Annotated in this window: 17 protein-coding genes and 1 pseudogene; 8 read left to right on the forward strand and 10 right to left on the reverse strand. The window is 73.8% G+C overall.

What is annotated here, in order from left to right; genetic code table 11:
• Positions 1-58: 58 nt before the first annotated feature.
• Complete coding sequence (locus tag IE109_RS21890; protein WP_189552730.1) at positions 59-1561, reverse strand: SCO1417 family PLP biosynthesis transcription factor; 1503 nt, start codon at positions 1559-1561, stop codon at positions 59-61.
• Positions 1562-1665: 104 nt separating this feature from the next.
• Between IE109_RS21890 and yczE the strand changes: the two genes are divergently transcribed.
• The 4 genes from yczE (at position 1666) to IE109_RS21910 (ending at position 5208) form a co-directional block, all read left to right on the forward strand.
• Positions 1666-2409 carry a membrane protein YczE gene (gene yczE, locus IE109_RS21895; protein ID WP_229891421.1) on the forward strand — a complete coding sequence of 248 codons (744 nt, stop codon included), beginning with the start codon at positions 1666-1668 and terminating at the stop codon, positions 2407-2409.
• Positions 2406-3173 (forward strand): glycerophosphodiester phosphodiesterase family protein, encoded by a 768-nt coding sequence (locus tag IE109_RS21900; protein ID WP_189552731.1) that lies wholly within the window; start codon positions 2406-2408, stop codon positions 3171-3173. The genes yczE and IE109_RS21900 overlap by 4 nt, the downstream gene beginning before the upstream one ends.
• A gap of 46 nt (positions 3174-3219) precedes the next feature.
• Positions 3220-4578 (forward strand): MFS transporter, encoded by a 1359-nt coding sequence (locus IE109_RS21905; RefSeq protein ID WP_189552732.1) that lies wholly within the window; start codon positions 3220-3222, stop codon positions 4576-4578.
• A gap of 255 nt (positions 4579-4833) precedes the next feature.
• Positions 4834-5208, forward strand: coding sequence for an RNA polymerase-binding protein RbpA (locus IE109_RS21910; protein ID WP_026278069.1), 375 nt, complete (start codon positions 4834-4836; stop codon positions 5206-5208).
• Positions 5209-5342: 134 nt separating this feature from the next.
• Here IE109_RS21910 and fxsA read toward each other — a convergent pair whose 3' ends face one another.
• From fxsA to IE109_RS21930, 4 genes and pseudogenes are all read right to left on the reverse strand, one after another.
• A complete protein-coding gene (fxsA, locus tag IE109_RS21915; RefSeq protein WP_189552733.1) occupies positions 5343-5939 on the reverse strand; it encodes an FxsA family membrane protein in 597 nt (198 codons plus the stop codon).
• Between the two features lie 521 nt (positions 5940-6460).
• Positions 6461-7225 (reverse strand): annotated as a pseudogene (locus tag IE109_RS21920) (polyprenol monophosphomannose synthase); the annotation flags it as partial.
• 673 nt (positions 7226-7898) lie between these two features.
• Complete coding sequence (locus IE109_RS21925; RefSeq protein ID WP_189552734.1) at positions 7899-9524, reverse strand: amidohydrolase; 1626 nt, start codon at positions 9522-9524, stop codon at positions 7899-7901.
• A gap of 22 nt (positions 9525-9546) precedes the next feature.
• Positions 9547-9987 carry an Lrp/AsnC family transcriptional regulator gene (locus tag IE109_RS21930; protein WP_189552735.1) on the reverse strand — a complete coding sequence of 147 codons (441 nt, stop codon included), beginning with the start codon at positions 9985-9987 and terminating at the stop codon, positions 9547-9549.
• A gap of 204 nt (positions 9988-10191) precedes the next feature.
• Here IE109_RS21930 and IE109_RS21935 point away from each other — a divergent pair, with 204 nt between their 5' ends.
• Positions 10192-10590 carry a hypothetical protein gene (locus IE109_RS21935; protein ID WP_189552736.1) on the forward strand — a complete coding sequence of 133 codons (399 nt, stop codon included), beginning with the start codon at positions 10192-10194 and terminating at the stop codon, positions 10588-10590.
• 301 nt (positions 10591-10891) lie between these two features.
• On the opposite strand, the gene IE109_RS21940 is transcribed toward IE109_RS21935, so the two are convergent.
• Positions 10892-12064, reverse strand: a complete 1173-nt coding sequence (locus IE109_RS21940) for an acyl-CoA dehydrogenase family protein (RefSeq protein ID WP_189552737.1) — start codon at positions 12062-12064, stop codon at positions 10892-10894.
• A gap of 324 nt (positions 12065-12388) precedes the next feature.
• Here IE109_RS21940 and IE109_RS21945 point away from each other — a divergent pair, with 324 nt between their 5' ends.
• Entirely contained in the window at positions 12389-13672 is a 1284-nt protein-coding gene (locus tag IE109_RS21945; protein ID WP_229891424.1) for a glycoside hydrolase family 18 protein, read from the forward strand.
• Positions 13673-13733: 61 nt separating this feature from the next.
• Here IE109_RS21945 and IE109_RS21950 read toward each other — a convergent pair whose 3' ends face one another.
• Complete coding sequence (locus IE109_RS21950) at positions 13734-13880, reverse strand: SCO1431 family membrane protein (RefSeq protein ID WP_189552739.1); 147 nt, start codon at positions 13878-13880, stop codon at positions 13734-13736.
• A gap of 115 nt (positions 13881-13995) precedes the next feature.
• The gene (locus tag IE109_RS21955; RefSeq protein ID WP_189552740.1) at positions 13996-15414 is read right to left on the reverse strand and encodes a C39 family peptidase; all 1419 of its coding nucleotides are present in this window, start codon (positions 15412-15414) and stop codon (positions 13996-13998) included.
• A 160-nt stretch (positions 15415-15574) separates the two neighbouring features.
• Here IE109_RS21955 and IE109_RS21960 point away from each other — a divergent pair, with 160 nt between their 5' ends.
• Together IE109_RS21960 and IE109_RS21965 are read left to right on the forward strand one after the other, a co-directional pair.
• Positions 15575-16216, forward strand: coding sequence for a uridine kinase family protein (locus tag IE109_RS21960; protein ID WP_189552741.1), 642 nt, complete (start codon positions 15575-15577; stop codon positions 16214-16216).
• 372 nt (positions 16217-16588) lie between these two features.
• Positions 16589-18550 carry an AAA family ATPase gene (locus IE109_RS21965; protein ID WP_189552742.1) on the forward strand — a complete coding sequence of 654 codons (1962 nt, stop codon included), beginning with the start codon at positions 16589-16591 and terminating at the stop codon, positions 18548-18550.
• Between the two features lie 63 nt (positions 18551-18613).
• Here the strand turns inward: IE109_RS21965 and IE109_RS21970 are convergent, their stop codons facing one another.
• On the reverse strand, positions 18614-19828 hold the full coding sequence (locus tag IE109_RS21970; RefSeq protein ID WP_229891426.1) for a hemolysin family protein: 1215 nt from the start codon (positions 19826-19828) through the stop codon (positions 18614-18616).
• On the reverse strand, positions 19825-21261 hold the full coding sequence (locus IE109_RS21975; RefSeq protein ID WP_189552743.1) for a hemolysin family protein: 1437 nt from the start codon (positions 21259-21261) through the stop codon (positions 19825-19827). Before IE109_RS21975 ends, IE109_RS21970 begins: the two co-directional genes overlap by 4 nt.
• Positions 21262-21419: the final 158 nt, after the last annotated feature.

The raw sequence follows: 21419 nt of genomic DNA on the forward strand, positions 1-21419 counted from the left end.
TCAGGGCGCCGGGCCGCCGGGCCCGCCCACGCCCCCTCACGCCTCACGCCTGGACGCCTCACGCCACGAACGTCCGCAGCGACTCGCCGGAACCGGCGCTCGCACCCGCCCTCACCAGCCTCGCCGCCGCGGCGAGCCGCACGGCGGCCTCGTCGGCGACGGGACCGGCGACGGTGAACGGCAGCCTGACGTACCCCTCGAAGGCGCCGTCCACGCCGAAGCGGGGCCCCGAGGGCACCCGCACACCGACCCGTTCGCCCACTTCGGCCAGCCGGGAGCCCGACAGGCCTCCGGTGCGCACCCACAGGGTCAGGCCGCCGCGCGGCACCTCGAACTCCCAGTCCGGCAGCTCCCGGCGTACCGCCGTCACCAGCGCGTCCCGGTTCTCCAGCGCCTGGGTGCGCCGCAGCGCGACGGCCTCCTCCCAGCCGCCGGTGCGCATCAGCCAGTTGACGCCGAGCTGCTCCAGGACGGGGGTGCCGAGGTCGGCGTACGCGCGCGCGGCCACCAGGGAGCGGATCACATCGGGCGCGGCGCGCACCCATCCGATGCGCATGCCCGCCCAGAAGGCCTTGCTCGCCGAACCGACGGTGAGCACCGTGCTCCCGGCCGGGTCGAAGGCGCACACGGGCCGGGGCATGTCGAGCCCCTCCTCCAGGTACAGCTCGGTCATGGTCTCGTCGACGACGAGGACCGTCCCGGCCGAGCGGGACGCGTCGACCATCGCGCGCCGCCGGTCCTCGTCGGCGAGCGCTCCGGTGGGGTTGTGGAAGTCCGCCACGACGTAGGCGAGCCGGGGCGCGGCGTCCCTCAGCACCTGGCGCCAGCGCGGCAGGTCCCAGCCCTCCAGCCCCTCGGACATCGCGACGGGCACCAGGCGGGCGCCCGCCTCCCGCATCAGCTGGAGGATGTTGGCGTACGACGGCGATTCCACGGCGATGCGCTCACCGCGGCCGGCGAAGAGGTGGCAGATGGCGTCGATGGCGCCCATGGCGCCCGTCGTGACCATGATCTGCTCGGGCATGGTCGGGATGCCCCGCTCGGTGTACCGGTCGGCGAGCATCTGCCGCAGCGCGGGCAGGCCGGCCGGGTAGTCCCCGTGCGTGTGGGCGTAGGGCGGCAGCTCCTCCAGGGCGCCCTGGAAGCCACGGGTGAGCCACGGCTCGGGTGCCGGCAGGGAGGCGCAGCCGAGGTCGATCATGGAGCCGAGCGACTCCGGCGGCAGGGGTTCGAGCCCCCGGGCGGGCAGCGGGTTCCCGGCGGGCACGGCCGTCCAGCTCCCGGCGCCGCGCCGCGACTCCAGGAACCCCTCGGCGCGCAGCGCCTCGTACGCGGCGGCGACCGTGGTACGGCTGACGGACAGCGCGAGGGCCAGTTCCCGCTCGGCGGGAAGCCGGGCGGCGACCGGGACGCGCCCTTCCAGCACCAGCAGCCGGATGCCGTCGGCGAGCGCCCGGTAGGCGGGCGGCTTGCGGGTTCCGGGGCCGGCCGGCCGGGGCTGCTGCGCGTTGAGTTGCCGGGCCAGCTGAGCGGGGCCCACCGCCGAAGTCCATTCAGCCATGGAATTCAGTCCACCTTCCTCGAATTGGACCTGGTTGGCGTCCAAAGCCCTGCCACAGGGTGGCATGAGTCAGTCCACCACCATCACCACGGGGGGCACAACCCATGCCGACGACGTCCAGCACACCGCCGGATACCGCATCGGATCCCGGCCCGGATTCCGCATCGGACCCCGCACCGCGTCCCGGGAGCGCGCCGCGGCACGTCGTCCGCCGGCTGCTCCAGCTGTACGCCGGCCTGGCCCTGTACGGCGCCAGCTCGGCACTGCTCGTGCGCAGCGGCCTCGGCCTGGAGCCGTGGAACGTGCTGCACCAGGGGCTGGCCGAGCGGACCGGCCTGAGCATGGGCGTCGTCCTGACCGTCGTCGGGGCCGGCGTCCTCCTCCTGTGGATCCCGCTGCGGCAGAAGCCCGGCCTGGGCACCGTGTCGAACGTCCTGGTCATCGGTGCCGCGATGGACGGCACCCTGTGGTTCGTGCCCGACGTGCACGGCCTGTTCGCCCAGGTCCCGCTGATGGCCGGCGGAATCGTGCTCAACGGCGTGGCCACCGGCCTCTACATCGCCGCCCGCTTCGGCCCCGGCCCGCGCGACGGACTGATGACGGGCCTGCACCGGGTCACCGGCCGTTCCCTGCGCCTGATCCGCACGACGATCGAGGTCACGGTCGTCGTGACCGGGTTCCTCCTGGGCGGCTCCCTGGGGATCGGGACGGTGCTGTACGCCCTGGCGATCGGCCCGCTCGCCCAGTTCTTCCTGCGCGTCTTCACCGTCCCGTCCCCCGCGGGAACACGTTCCGGCAGCACCGTGGTCGCCTCGGGGACAACCCGGCAGGCCATACTTCGGCGGTGACTCGCGTACGCCACCCCTACCTGGACCACCCTTCTCCCCTCATACCCTTCGCCCACCGGGGCGGTGCGGCGGACGGGCTGGAGAACACGGCGACCGCCTTCCGCCGCGCGGCGGCGGCCGGTTACCGCTACTTCGAGACGGACGTCCACACCACCGCCGACGGCCGGCTGGTCGCCTTCCACGACGCGACGCTGGACCGGGTGACGGACGCCCGGGGCCGGATCCGGGACCTGCGGTGGAACGAGGTGCGCCACGCGCGCGTGGCGGGCAGGGAACCGCTGCCGCTCTTCGAGGAGTTGCTGGAGGAGTTCCCGGACGCCCGCTGGAACGTGGACGTCAAGGCGGAGTCCGCCCTGGAGCCGCTGCTCGCGGTCGTCCGCGGGGCGGGCGCCTGGGACCGGGTGTGCGTGGGCTCGTTCGACGAGGGCCGGGTGGCCCGGGCGCAGCGCCTCGCCGGCCCCCGGCTGGCCACCTCCTACGGCGTGCGGGGCGTGCTGGGCCTGCGGTTGCGGTCGTTCGGGATCCCGGCCGCGCTGCGCGCGGGCGCGGTGGCCGCGCAGGTGCCGGAGGTCCAGGGCGGGGTCAGGGTCGTGGACCGGCGGTTCGTACGGGCGGCGCACGAGCGGGGTCTCCAGGTGCACGTCTGGACGGTCAACGATCCCGGCCGGATGGCCGCGCTTCTCGACCTCGGGGTGGATGGCATCATGACCGATCATCTGGAGACGCTGCGCACGGTGCTGACCGACCGGGGGGTCTGGGTCTGAGCGTGCCTCCCGTCTCCCGCCAAGGGGACGAACGAGGGGGACGGGCGTGAGCGACGCCGAGACCGCCGACCGGGCCGCCGGTGCGGCAGAGCCGTCCGACCGCCGCCGCGAGCGACGTGGCTGGTACTTCTACGACTTCGCGTGCTCCGTCTACTCCACGAGCGTGCTGACGGTGTTCGTCGGCCCGTACCTGACGTCGGTCGCCAAGGCCGCCGCGGACGCGGACGGCTTCGTCCACCCGCTGGGAATCCCGCTGCGCGCGGGGTCGGTCTTCGCGTACGCCGTGTCCGCCTCCGTGGTCCTGGCGGTCCTGGTGATGCCCCTGGCGGGCGCGGCGGCGGACCGTACGGGGCGCAAGAAGCCGCTGCTGGCGGTGGCCGCCTACCTGGGGGCGGCCGCCACGGCGGGACTGTTCTTCCTGGAGGGCGACCGCTACCTCCTGGGCGCCCTCCTTCTCATCGTCGCGAACGCCTCGCTCACGGTGTCGATGGCGCTCTACAACGCCTATCTGCCGCAGATCGCCGCACCCGAGGAGCGGGACGCCGTCTCCTCGCGCGGCTGGGCGTTCGGCTACACGTCGGGCGCGCTGGTGCTGGTCCTGGACCTGGTGCTGTACACGGGCCACGCGTCGTTCGGGCTCTCGGAGTCGGAGGCGGTGCGGATCTGCCTGGCCTCGGCCGGTCTGTGGTGGGGCGCCTTCACCCTCGTACCGCTGCGGCGGTTGCGCGACCGGAGGGTGGCGCCCGGTGGCGAGGGGGCGGTCGGTTCGGGGTGGCGGCAGTTGCGGGCGACGCTCCGCGACATGCGGCGGCATCCGCTGACGCTCTCCTTCCTCCTGGCGTACCTCGTCTACAACGACGGCGTCCAGACGGTGATCTCGCAGGCGTCCGTCTACGGTTCCGAGGAGCTGGGCCTGGAGCAGACGACGCTCATCACGGCCGTGCTCCTGGTCCAGGTCCTGGCCGTCGCCGGTGCGCTGGGCATGGGGCGGCTGGCGCGCGCGTACGGAGCGCAGCGCACGATCCTCGGTTCGCTCGCCGTGTGGGCCCTGATCCTGGCGGCCGGATATTTCCTGCCGGCGGGGGCGCCGGTGTGGTTCTACGCGCTGGCCGCGGCGATCGGGCTGGTCCTGGGCGGCAGCCAGGCGCTGTCCCGGTCGCTCTTCTCCCACCTGGTGCCGCCCGGCAAGGAGGCCGAGTACTTCGCGGCGTACGAGATGAGCGACCGAGGTCTCAGCTGGCTGGGGCCCCTGGTGTTCGGGCTCGCGTACCAGGTGACCGGCAGCTACCGTGATGCGATCATCTCGCTGGTGATCTTCTTCGCACTGGGATTCGTCCTGCTCGCGCGGGTACCCGTACGCAAGGCGGTGGCCGAGGCGGGCAACCCCGTCCCGGACCGGATTTAGACGCGGAAGTGAAAGGCCGGTAGTGTACGCCTTTGGCCTGCCAGGCGGACCGTTACTGCGTGCTCTTACAGCAAAGACGCTGGGTGACATCTGCTGCCAGATGTGACAAACCGGGCACTGGTGGGTACAACAAGGGGCGGCACGACGGGCGACGCATGACCCGCAACGGGAATCTTTACCGCCGACCGGACGTTGACCGGATGACGACGACAGCGACACCTGTCCTGTGGGCGACAAGCCCGGGAGGCACGATTCATGAGTGAGCGAGCTCTTCGCGGCACGCGCCTCGTGGTGACCAGCTACGAGACCGACCGCGGCATCGATCTGGCCCCGCGCCAGGCGGTGGAGTACGCATGCGAGAAGGGGCATCGTTTCGAGATGCCGTTCTCGGTCGAGGCGGAGATTCCGCCGGAGTGGGAGTGCAAGGTCTGCGGAAGCCAGGCACTCCTCGTTGACGGGGACGGCCCCGAGGAGAAGAAGGGCAAGCCGGCGCGTACGCACTGGGACATGCTCATGGAGCGGCGCACCCGCGAGGAGCTCGAGGAAGTGCTGGCCGAAAGGCTGGCGGTCCTGCGCTCCGGCGCCATGAACATCGCCGTGCATCCGCGCGACAGCCGGAAGTCCGCGTAACCGGCACAAAAGCGAGAGCGCACAGCGAGCGGCGTACGCGCCGTGGAGCGACAGCCGCGGGGCGGCGGTACATCAGGTGTACCGCCGCCCCGCGGCTCTGTGCTGCGCGCCCGCCTCCCGGCGGGCCGGTGTTCTCAGCGGTTCAGCGGCGGCCGGGGGCCCTCGTCGCCGTACGCGCCCGACCGCGGGGGCGCGTCGTCCCGGACGACCTCACCCTGCACGACCTTGCCGTCGGGACGGTGAATGCGGGCCTGCTGGAAGGCGTCGCCCAGGGAGCCGTAACCGGACACGGCCGCCCGCATCCGGCGCTCCAGCGTCCGCTCCGCGTACCGCCCGGCCGCCGCGCGCACGGGCGGCAGCAGGAGCAGCAGCCCCGCCACGTCGGAGACCAGGCCCGGGATCATCAGCAGAAGCCCCCCGAGCATCAGGAACCCGTTGCCGGTGCTCGCCCGGTCCGGGCCCTCACCGGGAGCGGGCGTGGTCCCCTGCTGCCGCTGCAACGTCTCGGTGAGCGTACGGAAGGCCCGCCGTCCGGCGCGCTTGATCACCGCGGCGCCGAGCACTCCACCGGCCACGAGCAGGACCAGCACGGCGAGGCCGCCGGCAGCGCCCGCCACCAGGGACAGCAGCCAGATCTCCAGGACCAGCCAGGCGGCGACGCCGACCGGAACGAGGGTACGGGCGCGGGAGCGCGGTGTGCGGGCGTCAGGGGGCGGTGAACCGGTCATCATGCCCCCAGTGTGCCCGGAGGCCCGCCAGGGCGGCGTAAAGGCCCCCCGCGCCTGCCGCTGCCGGCCTGCCGCCGCCCGCAGACCGGTGGGGGCCGAGGACCGGCCTTCCGGGCCGGACGTCAGGCCGGGGTCGCTCCGGGCTCGCCGGACCGGGTGGCGGCCGACCCGGCGGGGCCGGAGGTGTCCGAGGGGGTGGAGGTACCGGAGGTCTCGGAGGTACCGGGCGTCCCGGAGGCGCCGGAGGTACCGGCCGTCCCGGAGGTACCGGCCGTCCCGGAGGTACCGGAGGCGCCGGAGGTACCGGCCGTCCCGGAGGCGCCGGACGTCTCGGACGCGGCCGAGGGCTGGGCGGGCTCGGCAGCGCCGGACGGGCCCGAGGCACCGGAGGAACCGGACGAACCCGAGGCCGGAGCGGTGGGCGCCGTGCCGTCGGCCGGGCCGGACGGCTCCGCACCCCGCCCGCCGGACGCGTCCGGCGACTCCGGGTCCCGCCCGCCGGGCGCGCGCGGCGTCACCGGGGCGGACGGCTTGCGGCCGAGGAGGCGGTCGGCGCGGGAGCCGAGGCCCCAGGCCGTGACCCGCCACAGCGCCTCCACCACGATGTCCCGGCTCATCTTGGAGTCGCCGAGCTCCCGCTCGACGAAGGTGATCGGCACCTCGACGACGTGGTACCCGGCCGCGACCGCGCGACGGGCGAGGTCGACCTGGAAGCAGTACCCCTGGGACGCCACCTCGTCGAGCCCGAGGCCCTCCAGGGTCTCCTTGCGGAAGGCGCGGAACCCGCCGGTGACGTCCCGGATGGGGACGTCCAGGAGGAGACGCGAGTAGGTGCTGCCACCGCGGGAGAGGAACTCGCGCGACTTGGGCCAGTTCACCACCCGGCCGCCGGGCACCCAGCGGGAGCCCAGGACGAGGTCGGCGCCCTTGAGGGCGGTCAGCAGGCGCGGAAGCTCCTCCGGCTGGTGGGAGCCGTCGGCGTCCATCTCGACGAGCACGCCGTAGCCGTGCTCGATGCCCCAGCGGAAGCCCGCCAGGTACGCGGCCCCGAGCCCTTCCTTGCCCTTGCGGTGCAGGACGTGGACGTGGTCGTCCTGGGCGGCCAGTTCGGCGGCCAGTTTGCCGGTGCCGTCCGGGCTGTTGTCGTCGGCGACCAGGACGTCGACGTCCGGCACGGCGGCGCGCACCCGGGACACGATCGGCTTGATGTTCTCGGCCTCGTTGTAGGTCGGGATGATCACCAAGGCTCTGCCGAGCGGGCCGTAGCGCCTCTGGCCACCGTCGTTCACTGCTGCCCCTTACGTCCGTACACGGATCACCACCATAGCGAGCCCGGGGCGGCGGGCGTCGCGGCGGCGGTGGGGAAAGCGGCGGGACCGGCCGGAACGGCGCCCGGAACGTCCCCGGAGCAGCACGCCGGAGGGCCGGCGGAAGGACCGCGGAGGGACGGCGACCGGCCGGGGACGACGGGTGGACGACCGGCGCGAGCACGGCGGACGGCCGCCGGGAGAGCGGCCGCCGGACGGAGGCGCGAGTGGGGGCCCGACGTCCTTCGGGCCGACCTGGGGCCCGCTGGCTGCGGGTCGACCGAGAGCCGTTGTCTACTGAACATCCGGGCCCCACCCGGGTCGCACCTCCCCCGGGCTCCTGGGGAGCAGGGGGGACCTCCGGCCGGCAAAAACCTTCCCTCGCCCCCGAGGACGCGGGCACTGAACCTGGCTCCCAGTGGTGGTGCGCCGGTGCGGCACACCACCCCATGACCCAGCGGCGTTCGACGACTGCGTGAAGGTCGGCCGGTCGGACGTCCTGTGGTGGACCCGCCGAACCTACCCGCCGCCGACCGCTCGCTGTCAACAGTCGTTCGACCTGCGGCGATCGACGGAAACAGCAGGTCAGAGGGGAAGATCCGCAGGTCGCGGGCAAGAGCCGGGAACCCGTGCGTGAACCCGGAATGCCCTTACGTCACTCGTTCGGTCGTACGAAGACCGTGCGCCCGGAGACAACGGTCCGCAGGCAGACGGGGAGGTCGACGCCGGGGGTGAGATCGGGCAGGCCGGGCGTCCCGGAGCGCGGGTCGGTGGACCAGCGGGCGACGCGGTCGTCGGGTGCCTGGACGACCAGTTCCTCGGCGCGCCAGACCGCGTAGTCGGCCGGTGCGCCCGGCACGAGGACTCCGGCGTCGTCCCGGCCGGTGGCCCGCCAGCCGCCCCGGGTGTGGGCGGTGAAGCCCGCCCGGACCGAGATGCGGTGCTCCGGCGTGCGGTGGAACGCGGCGGCCCGGACGGTGCCCCACGGGTCCAGCGGAGTGACCGGGCTGTCGGAGCCGAACGCCAGCGGCACGCCGGCGCGCAGCATCGCGGCGAAGGGGTTGAGGGTGCGCGCCCGGTCGGCGCCCAGGCGCTCGGCGTACATGCCGTCCGCACCGCCCCAGGCGGCGTCGAAGGCGGGCTGTACGGAGGCGGTGAGGCCCAGCTCGGCGAACGCGGCCACGGTCTCGGGGGTGAGCATCTCGGCGTGCTCGACGCGGTGGCGGGCGGCACGCACGCGTGCCAGGCCGACCGTCTCGGCGGCGGCCCGTACACCCTCGACGACGGCGCCGACGGCGGCGTCCCCGATGGCGTGGAAGCCGGCCTGGAGCCCGGCCTCGGTGCAGGCCGTGACGTGGGCGGCGATGGCGGCCGCGTCCAGGTGGGCGGTGCCGGTGTGGGCGGCGTCGGCGTACGGCTCGTGCAGACAGGCGGTGTGGGAGCCGAGGGAACCGTCGACGAAGAGGTCCCCTGCCGCGCCGATCGCGCCGAGTTCGCGGACGCGCCGGGCGTCCTTCTCGCCGGACACGGCCTCGGCCCAGTAACCGACGACCCGGGGGCCGGGCTCCTCGGCGGCGAGCGCCAGCAGCGCGGTGAAGTCCTCCTCGTCGGAGATCTCGGGACCGGCGCACTCGTGCACGGTGCCGATGCCGAGGGCGGCCGCGCGGCGCCGCGCGGCCCGCTGGGCCTCGGCGCGCCGGGCGGGGGTCACGGCGGCGTGGGCGGCGGCGCGTACGGCGTGGTGCGCGGCGGCGGTGAGCGGCCGGTCCGGGTGGTATCCGGGCAGGCCGGTGACGCCGGGGACGAGGTCCAGGAGGGCGGTGGTCACGACCGCGGAGTGGACGTCGACACGGGGCAGGTAGAGCGGGCGTCCGCCGGTGGCCTCGTCGAGTTCCGCACGGGACGGCGGGCGCCGCTCGGGCCAGCGGGCGGCGTCCCAGCCGTGGCCGAGGAGGACGGTGTCCGCGGGCCGGGCGGCGCTGTACGCCCGTACGCGCTCCAGGGCGTCGGCGAGCGAGTGGGCGCCCGACAGGTCGAGGCCGGTGAGGGCGAGCCCGGTGGCGGTGGTGTGGACGTGCGCGTCGGTGAAGGCGGGGGTCACCAGGGCGCCTTCGAGGTCGATCACCTCGTCCACGCCGGAGGCGAAGGCGTCGGCCGCGCCCTCGGATCCCACCCAGGCGACATGGCCGCGTTCGACGACCATCGCGGTGGCGAAGGGGTCGGCGGGGCTGTGGACGTCTCCACCGCGCAGCAGCACGGTGCGGTGTTCGCTCTCGGTCATGGTGACCAGCCTAGATACGCGGTCACACGCGCGGTGGCCGGGCCTCGTACGGAGTGGACAGCACGACTGTCGTACGAGTGGAGACACCGGACTGCGAGCGGATCCGGGTGAGCAGGTGCTCCAGTTCCAGGGGGGTGGCCACCCGCACCTTGAGGATGTAGTTCTCGTCGCCGGCGACGCTGTGGCAGGCCTCGATCTCGGCGATGTCGGCGAGCCGCTCCGCGATGTCGTCGGGGGCGCTGGGGTCGAACGGTTTGACCGAGATGAACGCGGTCAGCGGCAGGCCGACCGCCTCCGGGTCGACGACGGCGGCGTAGCCGCGGATGACTCCGCGCTGCTCGAGGCGCCGGACGCGCTGATGCACCGCCGAGGTGGACAGGCCGGTGGCCTTGCCCAGGTCGGTGTAGCTCATGCGCCCGTCCTTGACGAGCAACTCGACGATCTGACGATCCAGCTCCTCCATGCGGTCAACCTATTGCCCCGGGCGCCCCGCGGCACAGCCGGAAGTGCCGTGGAAGGGCACCTGCGGGCGTCATGTGACGAAGGCCACAGGCTTCAGGCAGTGTCCTTTCGTGACCGGATGGTTATTCGCGCGAGCGGATGGGAATTGCTTGCTGTGGTCGAGGCCGCAAGAGCCTGGTCGGCCCACCCGAGGGGGAGATTCTCCATGCAGGAGCCTGTTGATTCGGTCGTATCCCATGAGGACGACGAACTCGACGCGTACGACACTTTCGAGATGGTCCGGGTGATCTGCCCGGACTGTTCCCAGCCCATCGCGCTGCTGGCGGACGAGGACGTGCTCCCGGAGCACGCCCTGTGCCCGACACCGTGGAACCCGTTCGTGCTGACGGTGTGCACCGGCACCGGACGGGCGGCCACCGACGCGCGCGCCGCCGACGAGACACTGGAGCTCCAGGAGCAGGACACCGCCCTGCTCCTGACCCTCCCCCAGGGGCTCGACTGGCGCACCCAGCCCTTCTCGCACGTGGGCGGGCCGGGCTCGCGTCCCATCAAGGTGCCGGGCCCGGCGCAGCGCCAGATGCCGCGGTTGCGGCGCGCGGCCTGAGCCGGCCGGACGGCCCCGGCGCGGGGCCCCAGGCCCCGCGCGCTCCCGTCCCTGACCCGTGACGGTCCCGCACCACGTCCCGCGCGGAGCGTGGGGCGTGGTGCGGGACCGTGCCGTCCGGCGCGGGACGGCGCCGGGCGGGGCCGCCGGCAGTCACGACCCGGCGCACCACGGGCACCCGAGCCGCGGCACCCCATCGACGGCACGCCGGCCGCTCCGGCCGACGGACCGTACCGGGCCGCCGTGACCTGGAGTGGACCGGGCGCACGGCAGCACCGGGGTGGCGCGCTTCCCGGGGAGGTCAGCGGCTCTCGGGGCCCACGACGTGACGGGCGATCACCATGCGCTGGATCTGGTTGGTGCCTTCGACGATCTGCAGCACCTTGGCCTCGCGCATGTAACGCTCGACCGGGAAGTCGGCGGTGTAGCCGTAGCCGCCCAGCACCTGGACCGCGTCGGTGGTCACCTTCATCGCCGCGTCCGTGCAGAACAGCTTCGCCATGGCGGCCTCCCGCGAGAAGGGCAGGCCCGCGTCGCGCAGCCGGGCGGCGGCCAGGTACAGGGACCGCCCCGCCTCGATCTGCGTGGCCATGTCGGCCAGCAGGAAGCGCAGGCCCTGGAAGTCCGCGACCGGGCGGCCGAACTGCTGCCGGCCGGTCGCGTAGGTGACCGCCTCGTCCAGGGCGGCCTGGGCGACACCGATGGCACAGGCGGCGATCCCGAGACGCCCGGAGTCCAGGGCGGAGAGCGCGATGGCGAAGCCCTGGCCCTCGTCCCCGATGCGGCGGGCGTCGGGGACGCGTACGCCGTCGAAGTGCAGCTGCGCGGTGGGCGAGCCCTTCATGCCCATCTTCTTCTCGGGCGTGGCGGCCGAGAGTCCCTCGGCGTCGCCGGGGACCAGGAAGGCGGTGATGCCCCGCGGCCCCTCGACGCCCGTGCGGGCCAGCACCGTGTAGAAGTCGGCGACGCCGCCGTGGGTGATCCACGCCTTGGTGCCGGTGATGATCCAGTCGTCGCCCTCGCGGACCGCCTTCGTGCGCAGCGAGGCCGCGTCGGAACCGGACGAGGGCTCCGACAGGCAGTACGCCCCGAGGAGTCCGCCGCCGAGCATGGCCGGCAGGTGCTCGGTCCGCTGCTCCTTGGTGCCGTAGCCGGCCAGGGCGTGGCAGGCGAGGGAGTGGACGCTGACGCCCAGGCCCACGGTCAGGCGGGCGGCGGCGAGCTCTTCCAGGACCTGGAGGTAGACCTCGTAGGGCTGGTCGCCTCCGCCGAAGCCGGAGTCGTACGGCAGGCCGAGCAGCCCGGAGTCGGAGAGCAGCGAGAAGACCTCGCGCGGGAAGCGCCCGGCGTCCTCCTCCTCCGCCGCGCGCGGAGCGATCTCCCGCTGGACGATGTCACGCACCAGGGCGATCAGATCCCTGGCTTCCTCGGTGGGCAGCTGTCGGTCCACCGGCTGCGGGGCGCGGTCGGGCATGGGGGCGCTCTCCTCCCTGTCGGGCGCTGCGGCGGGCGCGCGCGAAGGGTTGGGCGGCGCCGCCGGGTCTCACTGCTTCGCCGATGCTGCCTTCCCGGATCACGGAACCGGCTGACCAGCGGCTGTGGCGGGTCGAGTATGCCCGATCGAGGGACTTCCGTCACTGGGCAGTTGTTGATCGTTCGGCCGCCCCCCACCCCTCGCTCACCTTGGTACGCACCATTGACCGTAATGGTCTAGTCCTTCTACCGTGCGGGGCAACGCCATGCCGCGTTCATGACATCGAGGCACCGCCCGCTCTCCCTCCCGTACGAGGAGACCCGCATGCTCGGACAGACCCCCCGCCGCACCCGTTTCCGGACACTGGTCGCCGCCGCGTGCAGCGCCGTCCTCGGAGCCGGTCTGCTCGCCACCGCCGCCACCCCCACCGCCGCCACACCCTCCGCCGTAGGCGCCGGCGCCACCAGCCCCGGCCATCGGCCGGCCCCGGCCGCGCACACGCGCGCCGCGCCCAAGGTCGTCGGGTACTTCACCAACTGGGGCGTCTACGGGCGCGATTACCACGTGAAGAACATCCGCACGTCCGGCTCGGCCGCGCGGCTGACCCACATCAACTACGCCTTCGGCAACGTGCAGGACGGCAAGTGCACCCTCGGCGACGCCTTCGCCGACCACGAGCGGGCCTACACCGCCGACCAGTCCGTCGACGGCCGGGCCGACACCGCCGACCAGCCGCTGCGCGGCAACTTCAACCAGTTGCGGAAGCTCAAGAAGCTGCACCCGCGCATCAAGGTCCTGTGGTCCTTCGGCGGCTGGAGCTGGTCCGGCGGCTTCACCGAGGCCGCGAATGACCCGGCCGCCTTCGCCGAGTCCTGCCACCGGCTGGTCGAGGACCCCCGGTGGGCCGATGTCTTCGACGGCATCGACATCGACTGGGAGTACCCGAACGCCTGCGGCCTGACCTGCGACACCAGCGGCCGCGACGCCTTCACCGGCCTGATGTCGGCGGTCCGCGCCAGGTTCGGCGGCCGGGACCTGGTCACCGCCGCGATCCCCGCGGACGCCACACCGGGAGGGAAGATCGACGCCGCCGACTACGCGGGCGCGGCGCGGTACGTCGACTGGTACAACCCGATGACGTACGACTTCTTCGGCGCCTGGGCCGCCCAGGGTCCCACCGCGCCCCACTCGCCGCTGACCGGCTACCGCGGGATCCCCCAGCCGGGGTACCACTCCGACGCGACGATCCAGAAGCTCAAGGCCCTCGGCGTCCCCGCCCGCAAGCTGCTGCTCGGCATCGGCTTCTACGGGCGCGGCTGGGCCGGCGTCACGCAGAAGGCGCCCGGCGGCACCGCCACCGGCCCGGCCCCGGGGACCTATGAGCAGGGCATCGAGGACTACAAGGTGCTCAAGGACCGGTGCCCGGCCAACGGCAGGGTCGGCGGCACGGCGTACGCGCACTGCGGCGACCAGTGGTGGAGCTACGACACGCCCGCCACCATCGCCGGGAAGATGGCCTACAGGAACCGGCAGGGGCTCGGCGGCACGTTCTTCTGGGAGCTCAGCGGGGACACCGCGGACGGAGAGCTGATCCGGGCGATCCGGTAGCGGTCCGCCGGCGTGCTCCGGCCCGGCCGGGCCGGAGCGGGCCGGGTCGGAGCACGCCGGGTCAGAGCAGGCCGACCTGCGTGACCAGCATGGCGAGGACGACGACGAGCACCCAGCCCAGGGCGTGCTCCAGGAGCTGGGGCCCGTCGTCCTGCGGCCCTCCGGTACGGGTGCGGGGAGCGGCGACGGCGGCGGCGTTCGTGGTCATGGGTACTCGCTCTTTCGGCCGGTACGGGATGTCCCCACAGTGCCAGCGCGGACGGCCCCACCGGTAGAGACGTTCATCACGGCCCGGCGGTCGGCCGCTCCCGGCCGGCCGCCGCTCAGTGGACGCCGACCGCGGCCAGCGCCCGGCGTTGCGCGGTCGTGGGGTGGGCCGGCCAGTACAGGTAGCAGACGCCGCCTGTGCCCGACACCACTTTCCCGGTCGAGTTGTAGCGCTTGGTCCGCAACCAGATGTTCTCCCACTCGCGGCGCCGGTAGACCCGGCGCACGGCCTCGTTGCTCGGGGATGCCGGGTCGTTGGCGATCACGTCGCCCTCGGCGGTGAACCCGATCACCGTCATCAGGTGGCCCGCCGTGCCGTAGCCCGCCCCGGTGAGCTCCTCCGCCCGGAACGACTGGGACGTTATGGCCGGGATCCCCGCGCGGATCAGGGTCTCCAGCTCGGTCAGCGACCGCAGCCGGGTGACGACCGCGCTCATGTCGTCGTACGTGGCGGCGTAGGCGGCGTTGAAGGGCCAGTTCCCGCAGCCGTCGTACTGGTAATCGAACGTGTACCGGGCCGCGTGGCAGACCTGGGGGTCGGCGTATTGGGGGTTCACCCAGGCCAGATCCTGGGCGGTCGGCCGGCGGCCCCAGTACTCGATGATCATCTGGGAGGAGGTGGGGCTGCACCACGCCTCGCCGCCGTTGTCGTACTCCGGGTACTGGCCGATGTGGATGTTCTGCGAGTAGCGCGGGACCACCAGCTCGCGGGCGAGGCCCGGCTCGGAAGCGGGCACCGTGAAGCGGTCCGGGACGTCGGACGCCATCGCGCCGACCCGCCACACGGTCGGCGTGAGCCGGGTGCCGGGCCTGCGGTGGAGCGTGAGCCGCAGGCGGTACGACGCCAGGCGCAGCCCGCTCGCGGCGTCGTCGATCGCGAAGGTGTCCGTCCAGACGGTGCTCCGGCCGTCCTTCTGGCCGTCGACCGAGGTGCGCCGGATCTCCTCGTCGCCGGACGCCCAGCGGCCCATGACGTACCAGGGGGTCTCGGAGCCGTCCGAGTAACGGCCCCTGAGCTCGACCGCGATCCAGGTGCCGGGCGGGGTGTCGGCGTTCCACGAGGGGACGACCTCGGTGGCCGGCACGGTGGAGCGGTGCTCGGGCGAGGTCCAGGTGGCGTACTCCCAGGTGGCCGTCGTCCCGGTGTGCGGGTCGGTGTAGTCGGTGCGCCCGGCGGGGGTGCCGATCACCAGCCCGGGCCGGCGGGCGAGGACGGCGCGGGTGCCGGCGCCGGTGCCGGAGCACCAGTCGGTGTACGACGTCCAGAAGCGGTTGTCCACGACGTCGCCGGCGAGGCCGGACGGCGCCCGGCGGTCGCGGCCGTTGCCGGTGGCCAGGGCGGTGGCGGGCGCCGACGACGCCGCGGCGGTGCCGACGGCGGCGAGCGCCGCCGCCAGGACGGTTCTGCGGGCGGCGGACGACGGTCCGCGGGGCGCTCCGGACGGCGGTTCGGACGGCGGCGGGGAACTGGTCATGGCGAGACCCCCGGTCGGTCGGGATGCACGGGAGGTGTGCACGACGTGGGTACGGCGGATGCGCCCACTATCCCGGTTCGGGTGGCGCCCCGGCCAGCGATGCGGCACGCGTCGCCCCACCAATATTGGTCTCCACCTGTGGCTTTGTAGGGTGGTCGGCATGGACGACCTCGACCGGCCCGCCGCCGCCCTGCGCGCGCTGCCGCCCTCCTGCGGCCCCGTCCGGCTGATCGCGGTCGACGGCCACGCGGGTTCGGGCAAGTCCACGTTCGCCGCCCGGCTGGCGGCGGCGCTCGGCGGCGCCCCGGTGCTCCACCTCGACGACATCGCCACGCACGACGAGCTCTTCGCGTGGACCGGCCGCCTGCGGGTCCAGGTGCTCGAGCCCCTGGCCCGCGGCGAGGACGCGCGCATTCACCCGTACGACTGGAATCGGCGGTGCTTCGGCCCCACACGGCCGCTCCCCGCGGCGCCCGTCGTGCTCATCGAGGGGGTGGGTGCCGGGCGCCGCGCCCTGCGGCCCCACCTGGCCTCGCTGCTGTGGATGGAGCGGGGGGCCGAGGAGTCGTGGGAACGGGGCCGGCACCGGGACGGACCTGCGCAGGACGCCTTCTGGGCCGGGTGGACGGCGGCCGAGACGCGCCACTTCGCCGCGGACCCCTCCCGGCCGTTCGCCGATGTGCTGGTGCAGGAGTGCGCACAGGGGTACGAGTGGCTGCCGGGGCCTGCTGCGACAGCAGGCGCGGACCAAATCGTCACCGAGAGTGACCGGTTTGCGCACCCCTCCCGCCCGCCGTACTGAGCAGTCGGAAATCAGCCTCCAGAGTGCCCCAACTTCGCTTGACCGACGGGGCGTACAGGTCTTACGTTTCCCATGTGCGGCTTTCCGGAGCCGTCGCAGACGCGAAGCCCCCGGTTGTTCCCCCGTGATCGGGGGCTTCGTTCTGCCCTCACCACCCCCCTTTCCGCGCCGCTCGAGCACCCGACGCTCACCGTCGGTCACCATCACGTGAAGGCTCGCGTCGCCCTTTCGCGCCCTTAAGCGCACACCCTCCGTACAGGTACGATGCCCCTCGGTGCGGTCAATTCCCGTTCTTGAGAGGGCGATTGGGAACGCCTCCGCCGGGCGGCCGCCCGGCGGAGAGGTACGGGGACACGGTTTGTGGGGGACCCGATGGACATCGGCACACAGCGGACGCACGCCCCGGCCGACCTCGCCTGGCTGCGGGGGGTGGACGCCTACACCATGGGGGCGTACCCGCAGGCGGAGGAGGAGTTCCGGGCGGCGGTGCGGATGGACCCCGGAATGGCCGACGGCTGGCTCGGGCTGCACGCCTTACGCGTGGACACCACCACCGCCCTGCTGCGGATGTACCGCCACCGGGACCGCTTCGGCGAGCAGCGCACCCGCTACCGCCGGACGCTGAACTCCTGGTACTGGCTCGGCTGGTGGGTCCAGCCGGTACTGGAGTCCCCGCGCGACCTGCTGCTGGCCCACGCCTCGCACTGGCTGGACGGCCGCCACGTACCGGAGCTCGACCGGGCGCTGGCCGGGCTGCCGCCCGTCGACGCCGACCCGCAGGTGCGCTTCCTGCACGCCTGCCGGGCCTACCTGGTCAAGGACTGGGACCAGCTCGTACGCCACACCGAACCGCTCGTGAACGATCCGCTGCTCGGCATCGAGGCCGGCCTCTTCGGGGGCATGGCGCGGGTCCGCCTCGAGATGTACGGGCAGGCCGAGCCCCTGCTGTCCGCCGCCCTGATGCGCTGCCGCAGCGAGCAGCCGCAGCGCAAGGAGCTGCGCTACTGGCTGGCCCGCGCCCACGAGGGCACCGGCCGCAGCGCCGCCGCGCTCCCCCTGTACCGGGCGGTGCACCGCATCGACCCCGCCTTCATGGACACCGCCGCCCGGCTCGACGCGATCACCGAGTACGACGGGTTCGACGGCACCGACGACCCGGCCGCCGACCTGGCGTCGGTGTCGCTCGCCGGGGTGGGCCAGGACGCCGCCGACCTGCCCGACACCTCGGACGCCGCGCCCGGCGACGTCCTGCGGCGCGGCGGCGAGCCGCAGCAGCCGCAGTCGTCCCCCGACCGGTCCCCCGGCCAGCCGCCGGGCCGGTCCCCCGCCCAGCCGCCGGGTCCCGCCCACGGTGTACGGGAGCAGCAGCCCGCCCCCGGACGGCCGAGGACGGCGACGTTCCCCGCCGGGCCGACCGACGCGGGTCTGCTGGCCGAGGCGCTCGCCGAGCTGGAGCGCATGGTGGGCCTGGAGCCGGTCAAGCGGCAGGTCAAGGCGTTGTCGGCGCAGTTGGAGATGGCGCGGCTGCGGGCCGGGCAGGGCCTGCCGGTGCAGCCGCCGAAACGTCACTTTGTCTTCTCCGGGCCCTCCGGGACCGGCAAGACCACGGTCGCCAGGATCCTCGGCCGGGTCTTCTACGCCCTGGGGCTGCTCGGCGGCGACCACTTGGTGGAGGCCCAGCGGTCCGACCTGGTGGGCGAGTTCCTCGGCCAGACCGCCGTCAAGGCCAACGAGCTGATCGACTCGGCCCTCGGCGGGGTGCTGTTCGTCGACGAGGCGTACTCCCTGTCGAACTCCGGGTACAGCAAGGGCGACGCGTACGGCGACGAGGCGCTCCAGGTGCTGCTCAAGCGCGCCGAGGACAACCGCGACCACCTGGTGGTCATCCTCGCCGGCTACCCCGAGGGCATGGACCGGCTGCTCGCCACCAACCCCGGCCTGTCGTCCCGCTTCACCACGCGGGTGGACTTCCCCTCGTACCGGCCGCTCGAACTGACCGCCATCGGCGAGGTGCTCGCCGCGGCCAACGGCGACGTCTGGGACGAGGACGCCCTGGACGAGCTGCGCTCCATCAGCGGCCATGTCGTCGAGCAGGGCTGGATCGACGAACTGGGCAACGGCCGGTTCCTGCGCACCCTGTACGAGAAGTCGTGCGCGTACCGGGATCTGCGGCTGTCCGGCTACGCCGTGACGCCCACCCGCGAGGACCTGGCGACACTGCGCCTGCCGGACCTGATGCAGGCGTACGGCGAGGTCCTCTCGGGACGCGGTCCCTCGCGCCGGGGCCCCCAGGAACCGGGCGGGCCCGGCTCCCCGGGCCCGACCGGCTACTGACGGCCGGGCGCCGGGGCGCCGTCCCGCCGGACCGGCGGGCCGGGGCCGGACACGGGCGCCGGGTCAGGCCGTGAGGACGCCCTGCGCCGGGCCGGTGCCCGGACCGGACGCGGGACCGGCCCCGGGACCGGCGGTCCCGCCCCCCGGCTCGGGCCGCGGATCACGCCCCGGCCCGGCGGCGGCTCCGGCCCGCCGTCCCGCCGGGGCGGCCGGCGTACCGGGGTGGACGACCGGCACCAGCGGTGTGGCCGAGCGGTGCGCCGGGTCGCGGACCTCGCCCACCAGCATCTCCAGCACGTCCTCCAACGCGACCAGGCCCAGGACGCGGCCCGACGCGTCGGCGACCTGCGCCAGGTGCGTGGCGGCGCGGCGCATCACGGTGAGGGCGTCGTCGAGCGGCAGCTCGGCCCGCAGCGTGGCCATCGGGCGCCAGACGTGCTGGGGGACGGCCCGGTCGGCGTCCTCAAGGTCCAGGACGTCCTTGACGTGCACGAAGCCCATGAAGACGCCGCCGCCCTCCGCGCACACCGGGAACCGGGAGTAGCCGGTGCGGACGGTCAGTTCCTCGACCTCGGCCGGGGTGACCGACGGGGTGACCGTCACCAGGGACGTACGCGGGATGAGGACGTCGGACACCGGGCGGCTGCCCAGCTCCAGGGCGTCCTCCAGCCGTTCCTGCTCGGCGGGGTCGAGCAGCCCCGCCTGGCCCGCGTCCTCGACGAGCCGGCCGAGCTGGGCGCTGGTGAACACCGCCTCCACCTCGTCCTTCGGCTCGACCCGGAACGCCTTGAGCACCAGCCGGGAGCAGGCGCCGAGCGCCGCGGTCACGGGGCGGCACAACCGGGCGAAGCCGACCAGGCCGGGGCTGAGCCACAGCGCCGTCCTCTCGGGTGCCGCCATGGCGAGGTTCTTCGGGAGCATCTCGCCGATGACCAGGTGGAGGAAGACCACCACGGCCAGCGCGATCACATAGCCCAGCGGGTGGATCAGCCCCTCGGGCAGGCGCACGGCGTGGAAGACGGGTTCCAGCAGGTGCGCGACGGTCGGTTCGGCGACCGCGCCGAGGGTCAGGGAGCAGACGGTGATGCCGAACTGCGCGGCGGCCATCATGCGCGGCAGGTTCTCCAGGCCGTACAGGACCTGACGGGCCCGCTTGGAGCCGGGGCCGAGCGGCTCGATCTGGCTGCGGCGCACCGAGACGAGGGCGAACTCGGCGCCCACGAAGAAGCCGTTGGCGAGCACGAGCAGGCCCGCGAACAGGAGTTGGAGGACGCTCATCGCGCGGCCTCCGCGTACTCCGCCGCGTCCGCGTACGCCGCGGTGTCCGCGAGTCCCGCCGCTTCCGCGAACTCCGGGGCCACCGCGAACTCCGTCGTCTCACCGAACTCCGGGGCCGCCGCGCCCGCGGTGCGGACCAGCCGGACGCGCTCGGCGCGGTACCGGTCCACCTGGCGCACGGAGAGGCGCCAACCGGGCAGTTCGGCCCGGTCACCGGGGGCCGGGATGCGGCCGAGCAGGTCGGCGACGAGCCCGGCGACCGTCTCGTACGGCCCGTCGGGGACGTCGAGGCCTATCCGCTTGAGGGTGTGGACGCGGCAGCTGCCGTCGGCCTCCCAGGCGGGGTGGCCGTCCTCGGCGGGGGCCGCGGCCAGCTCGGGCAGGTCGTCGCCCTCGGCGTCGTGCTCGTCGCGGACCTCGCCGACGAGTTCCTCGACGATGTCCTCGAGGGTGACGACCCCGGCCGTGCCGCCGTACTCGTCCACGACGACGGCTATCGGCTGCTCGCTGCGCAGCCGCTCCAGGAGCGTCTGGGCGGGCAGTGTCTCGGGGACGAGCAGCGGCGGGACGGCGACCCGGCCCACCGGGGTGCGCAGCCGCTCCGCCGCGGGTACGGCGAGCGCGTCCTTGAGGTGGACCATGCCGACGATCTCGTCGATGCGGTCCCGGTAGACCGGGAAGCGGGAGAGGCCGGTGGCCCGGGTGAGGTTGACGACGTCCGCCGCGGTGGCGTCGGTGCGCAGCGCGTTGACCTTCACGCGCGGGGTCATCACGTGCTGCGCGGTGAGCCCGCCCAGCGACAGGGTCCGGACGAAGAGGTCGGCCGTGTCCTGTTCGAGGGCGCCGGCCCGCGCCGAGTGCCGGGCGAGCGAGACCAGCTCGCCGGGCGTACGGGCGGAGGCGAGCTCCTCGGTGGGCTCGACGCCCAGCAGCCGCACGAGCCGGTTGGCGGCGGCGTTGAGCGCGGTGATGACCGGCCGGAGGGCGGACGAGAACAGCGTCTGCGGCCCGGCGACGAACCGGGCGACCTGGAGGGGCCGGGATACGGCCCAGTTCTTCGGGACCAGCTCGCCGATCACCATCTGGACGGCGGACGCGCCCAGCATGCCGATCGCCACGGAGACGCCGGAGACGGCGCCCTCGGGCAGGCCGGTCGCGCTGAGCGGCCCGTCGAGGAGCCGCGCGAGCGCCGGTTCGGCGAGCATGCCGACGACGAGCGAGGTGATGGTGATGCCCAGCTGGGTGCCGGACAGCTGGAACGACAGCTCCCGCAGGGCCTTGACGACGGTGCGGGCCCGCCGGTCGCCCTCGGCGGCGGCGCGCTCGGCGTCCGCCCGCTCCACGGTGACGAGGCCGAACTCGGCCGCCACGAAGAAGCCGTTGGCGAGGATCAGAAGAAAAGCCGCGGCGAGCAGCAGGAGGGGGATGGTCATGCCGCCGCCTCCTCGGAGGGGGCGGCGCAGGTACTACCGGACGATCCGTCCATTGCTGGAGGGATTCACTCCTCGGGTCGCAGGGGCCCCGCCGGCCTGGTGGTGCGTCGTGCCGCCGTATGTGCGGGGCGGTGGCGCGTTCGGCGCCACCGCCATAA

The organism is Streptomyces lavendofoliae (assembly GCF_014649735.1).
Lineage (GTDB): Bacteria > Actinomycetota > Actinomycetes > Streptomycetales > Streptomycetaceae > Streptomyces > Streptomyces lavendofoliae.

Excerpts from the sequence above, each read along its gene's own strand:
- IE109_RS21940 (WP_189552737.1), bottom strand. The coding sequence starts at position 12,064 with ATGCCCGACCGCGCCCCGCAGCCGGTGGACCGACAGCTGCCCACCGAG.
- IE109_RS21975 (WP_189552743.1), bottom strand. The coding sequence starts at position 21,261 with ATGACCATCCCCCTCCTGCTGCTCGCCGCGGCTTTTCTTCTGATCCTC.
- IE109_RS21925 (WP_189552734.1), bottom strand. The coding sequence starts at position 9,524 with ATGACCGAGAGCGAACACCGCACCGTGCTGCTGCGCGGTGGAGACGTC.
- IE109_RS21945 (WP_229891424.1), top strand. The coding sequence starts at position 12,389 with ATGCTCGGACAGACCCCCCGCCGCACCCGTTTCCGGACACTGGTCGCC.
- IE109_RS21930 (WP_189552735.1), bottom strand. The coding sequence starts at position 9,987 with ATGGAGGAGCTGGATCGTCAGATCGTCGAGTTGCTCGTCAAGGACGGG.
- IE109_RS21935 (WP_189552736.1), top strand. The coding sequence starts at position 10,192 with ATGCAGGAGCCTGTTGATTCGGTCGTATCCCATGAGGACGACGAACTC.
- IE109_RS21970 (WP_229891426.1), bottom strand. The coding sequence starts at position 19,828 with ATGAGCGTCCTCCAACTCCTGTTCGCGGGCCTGCTCGTGCTCGCCAAC.
- IE109_RS21950 (WP_189552739.1), bottom strand. The coding sequence starts at position 13,880 with ATGACCACGAACGCCGCCGCCGTCGCCGCTCCCCGCACCCGTACCGGA.
- yczE (WP_229891421.1), top strand. The coding sequence starts at position 1,666 with ATGCCGACGACGTCCAGCACACCGCCGGATACCGCATCGGATCCCGGC.
- IE109_RS21890 (WP_189552730.1), bottom strand. The coding sequence starts at position 1,561 with ATGGCTGAATGGACTTCGGCGGTGGGCCCCGCTCAGCTGGCCCGGCAA.
- IE109_RS21965 (WP_189552742.1), top strand. The coding sequence starts at position 16,589 with ATGGACATCGGCACACAGCGGACGCACGCCCCGGCCGACCTCGCCTGG.
- IE109_RS21960 (WP_189552741.1), top strand. The coding sequence starts at position 15,575 with ATGGACGACCTCGACCGGCCCGCCGCCGCCCTGCGCGCGCTGCCGCCC.
- fxsA (WP_189552733.1), bottom strand. The coding sequence starts at position 5,939 with ATGATGACCGGTTCACCGCCCCCTGACGCCCGCACACCGCGCTCCCGC.
- IE109_RS21910 (WP_026278069.1), top strand. The coding sequence starts at position 4,834 with ATGAGTGAGCGAGCTCTTCGCGGCACGCGCCTCGTGGTGACCAGCTAC.
- IE109_RS21955 (WP_189552740.1), bottom strand. The coding sequence starts at position 15,414 with ATGACCAGTTCCCCGCCGCCGTCCGAACCGCCGTCCGGAGCGCCCCGC.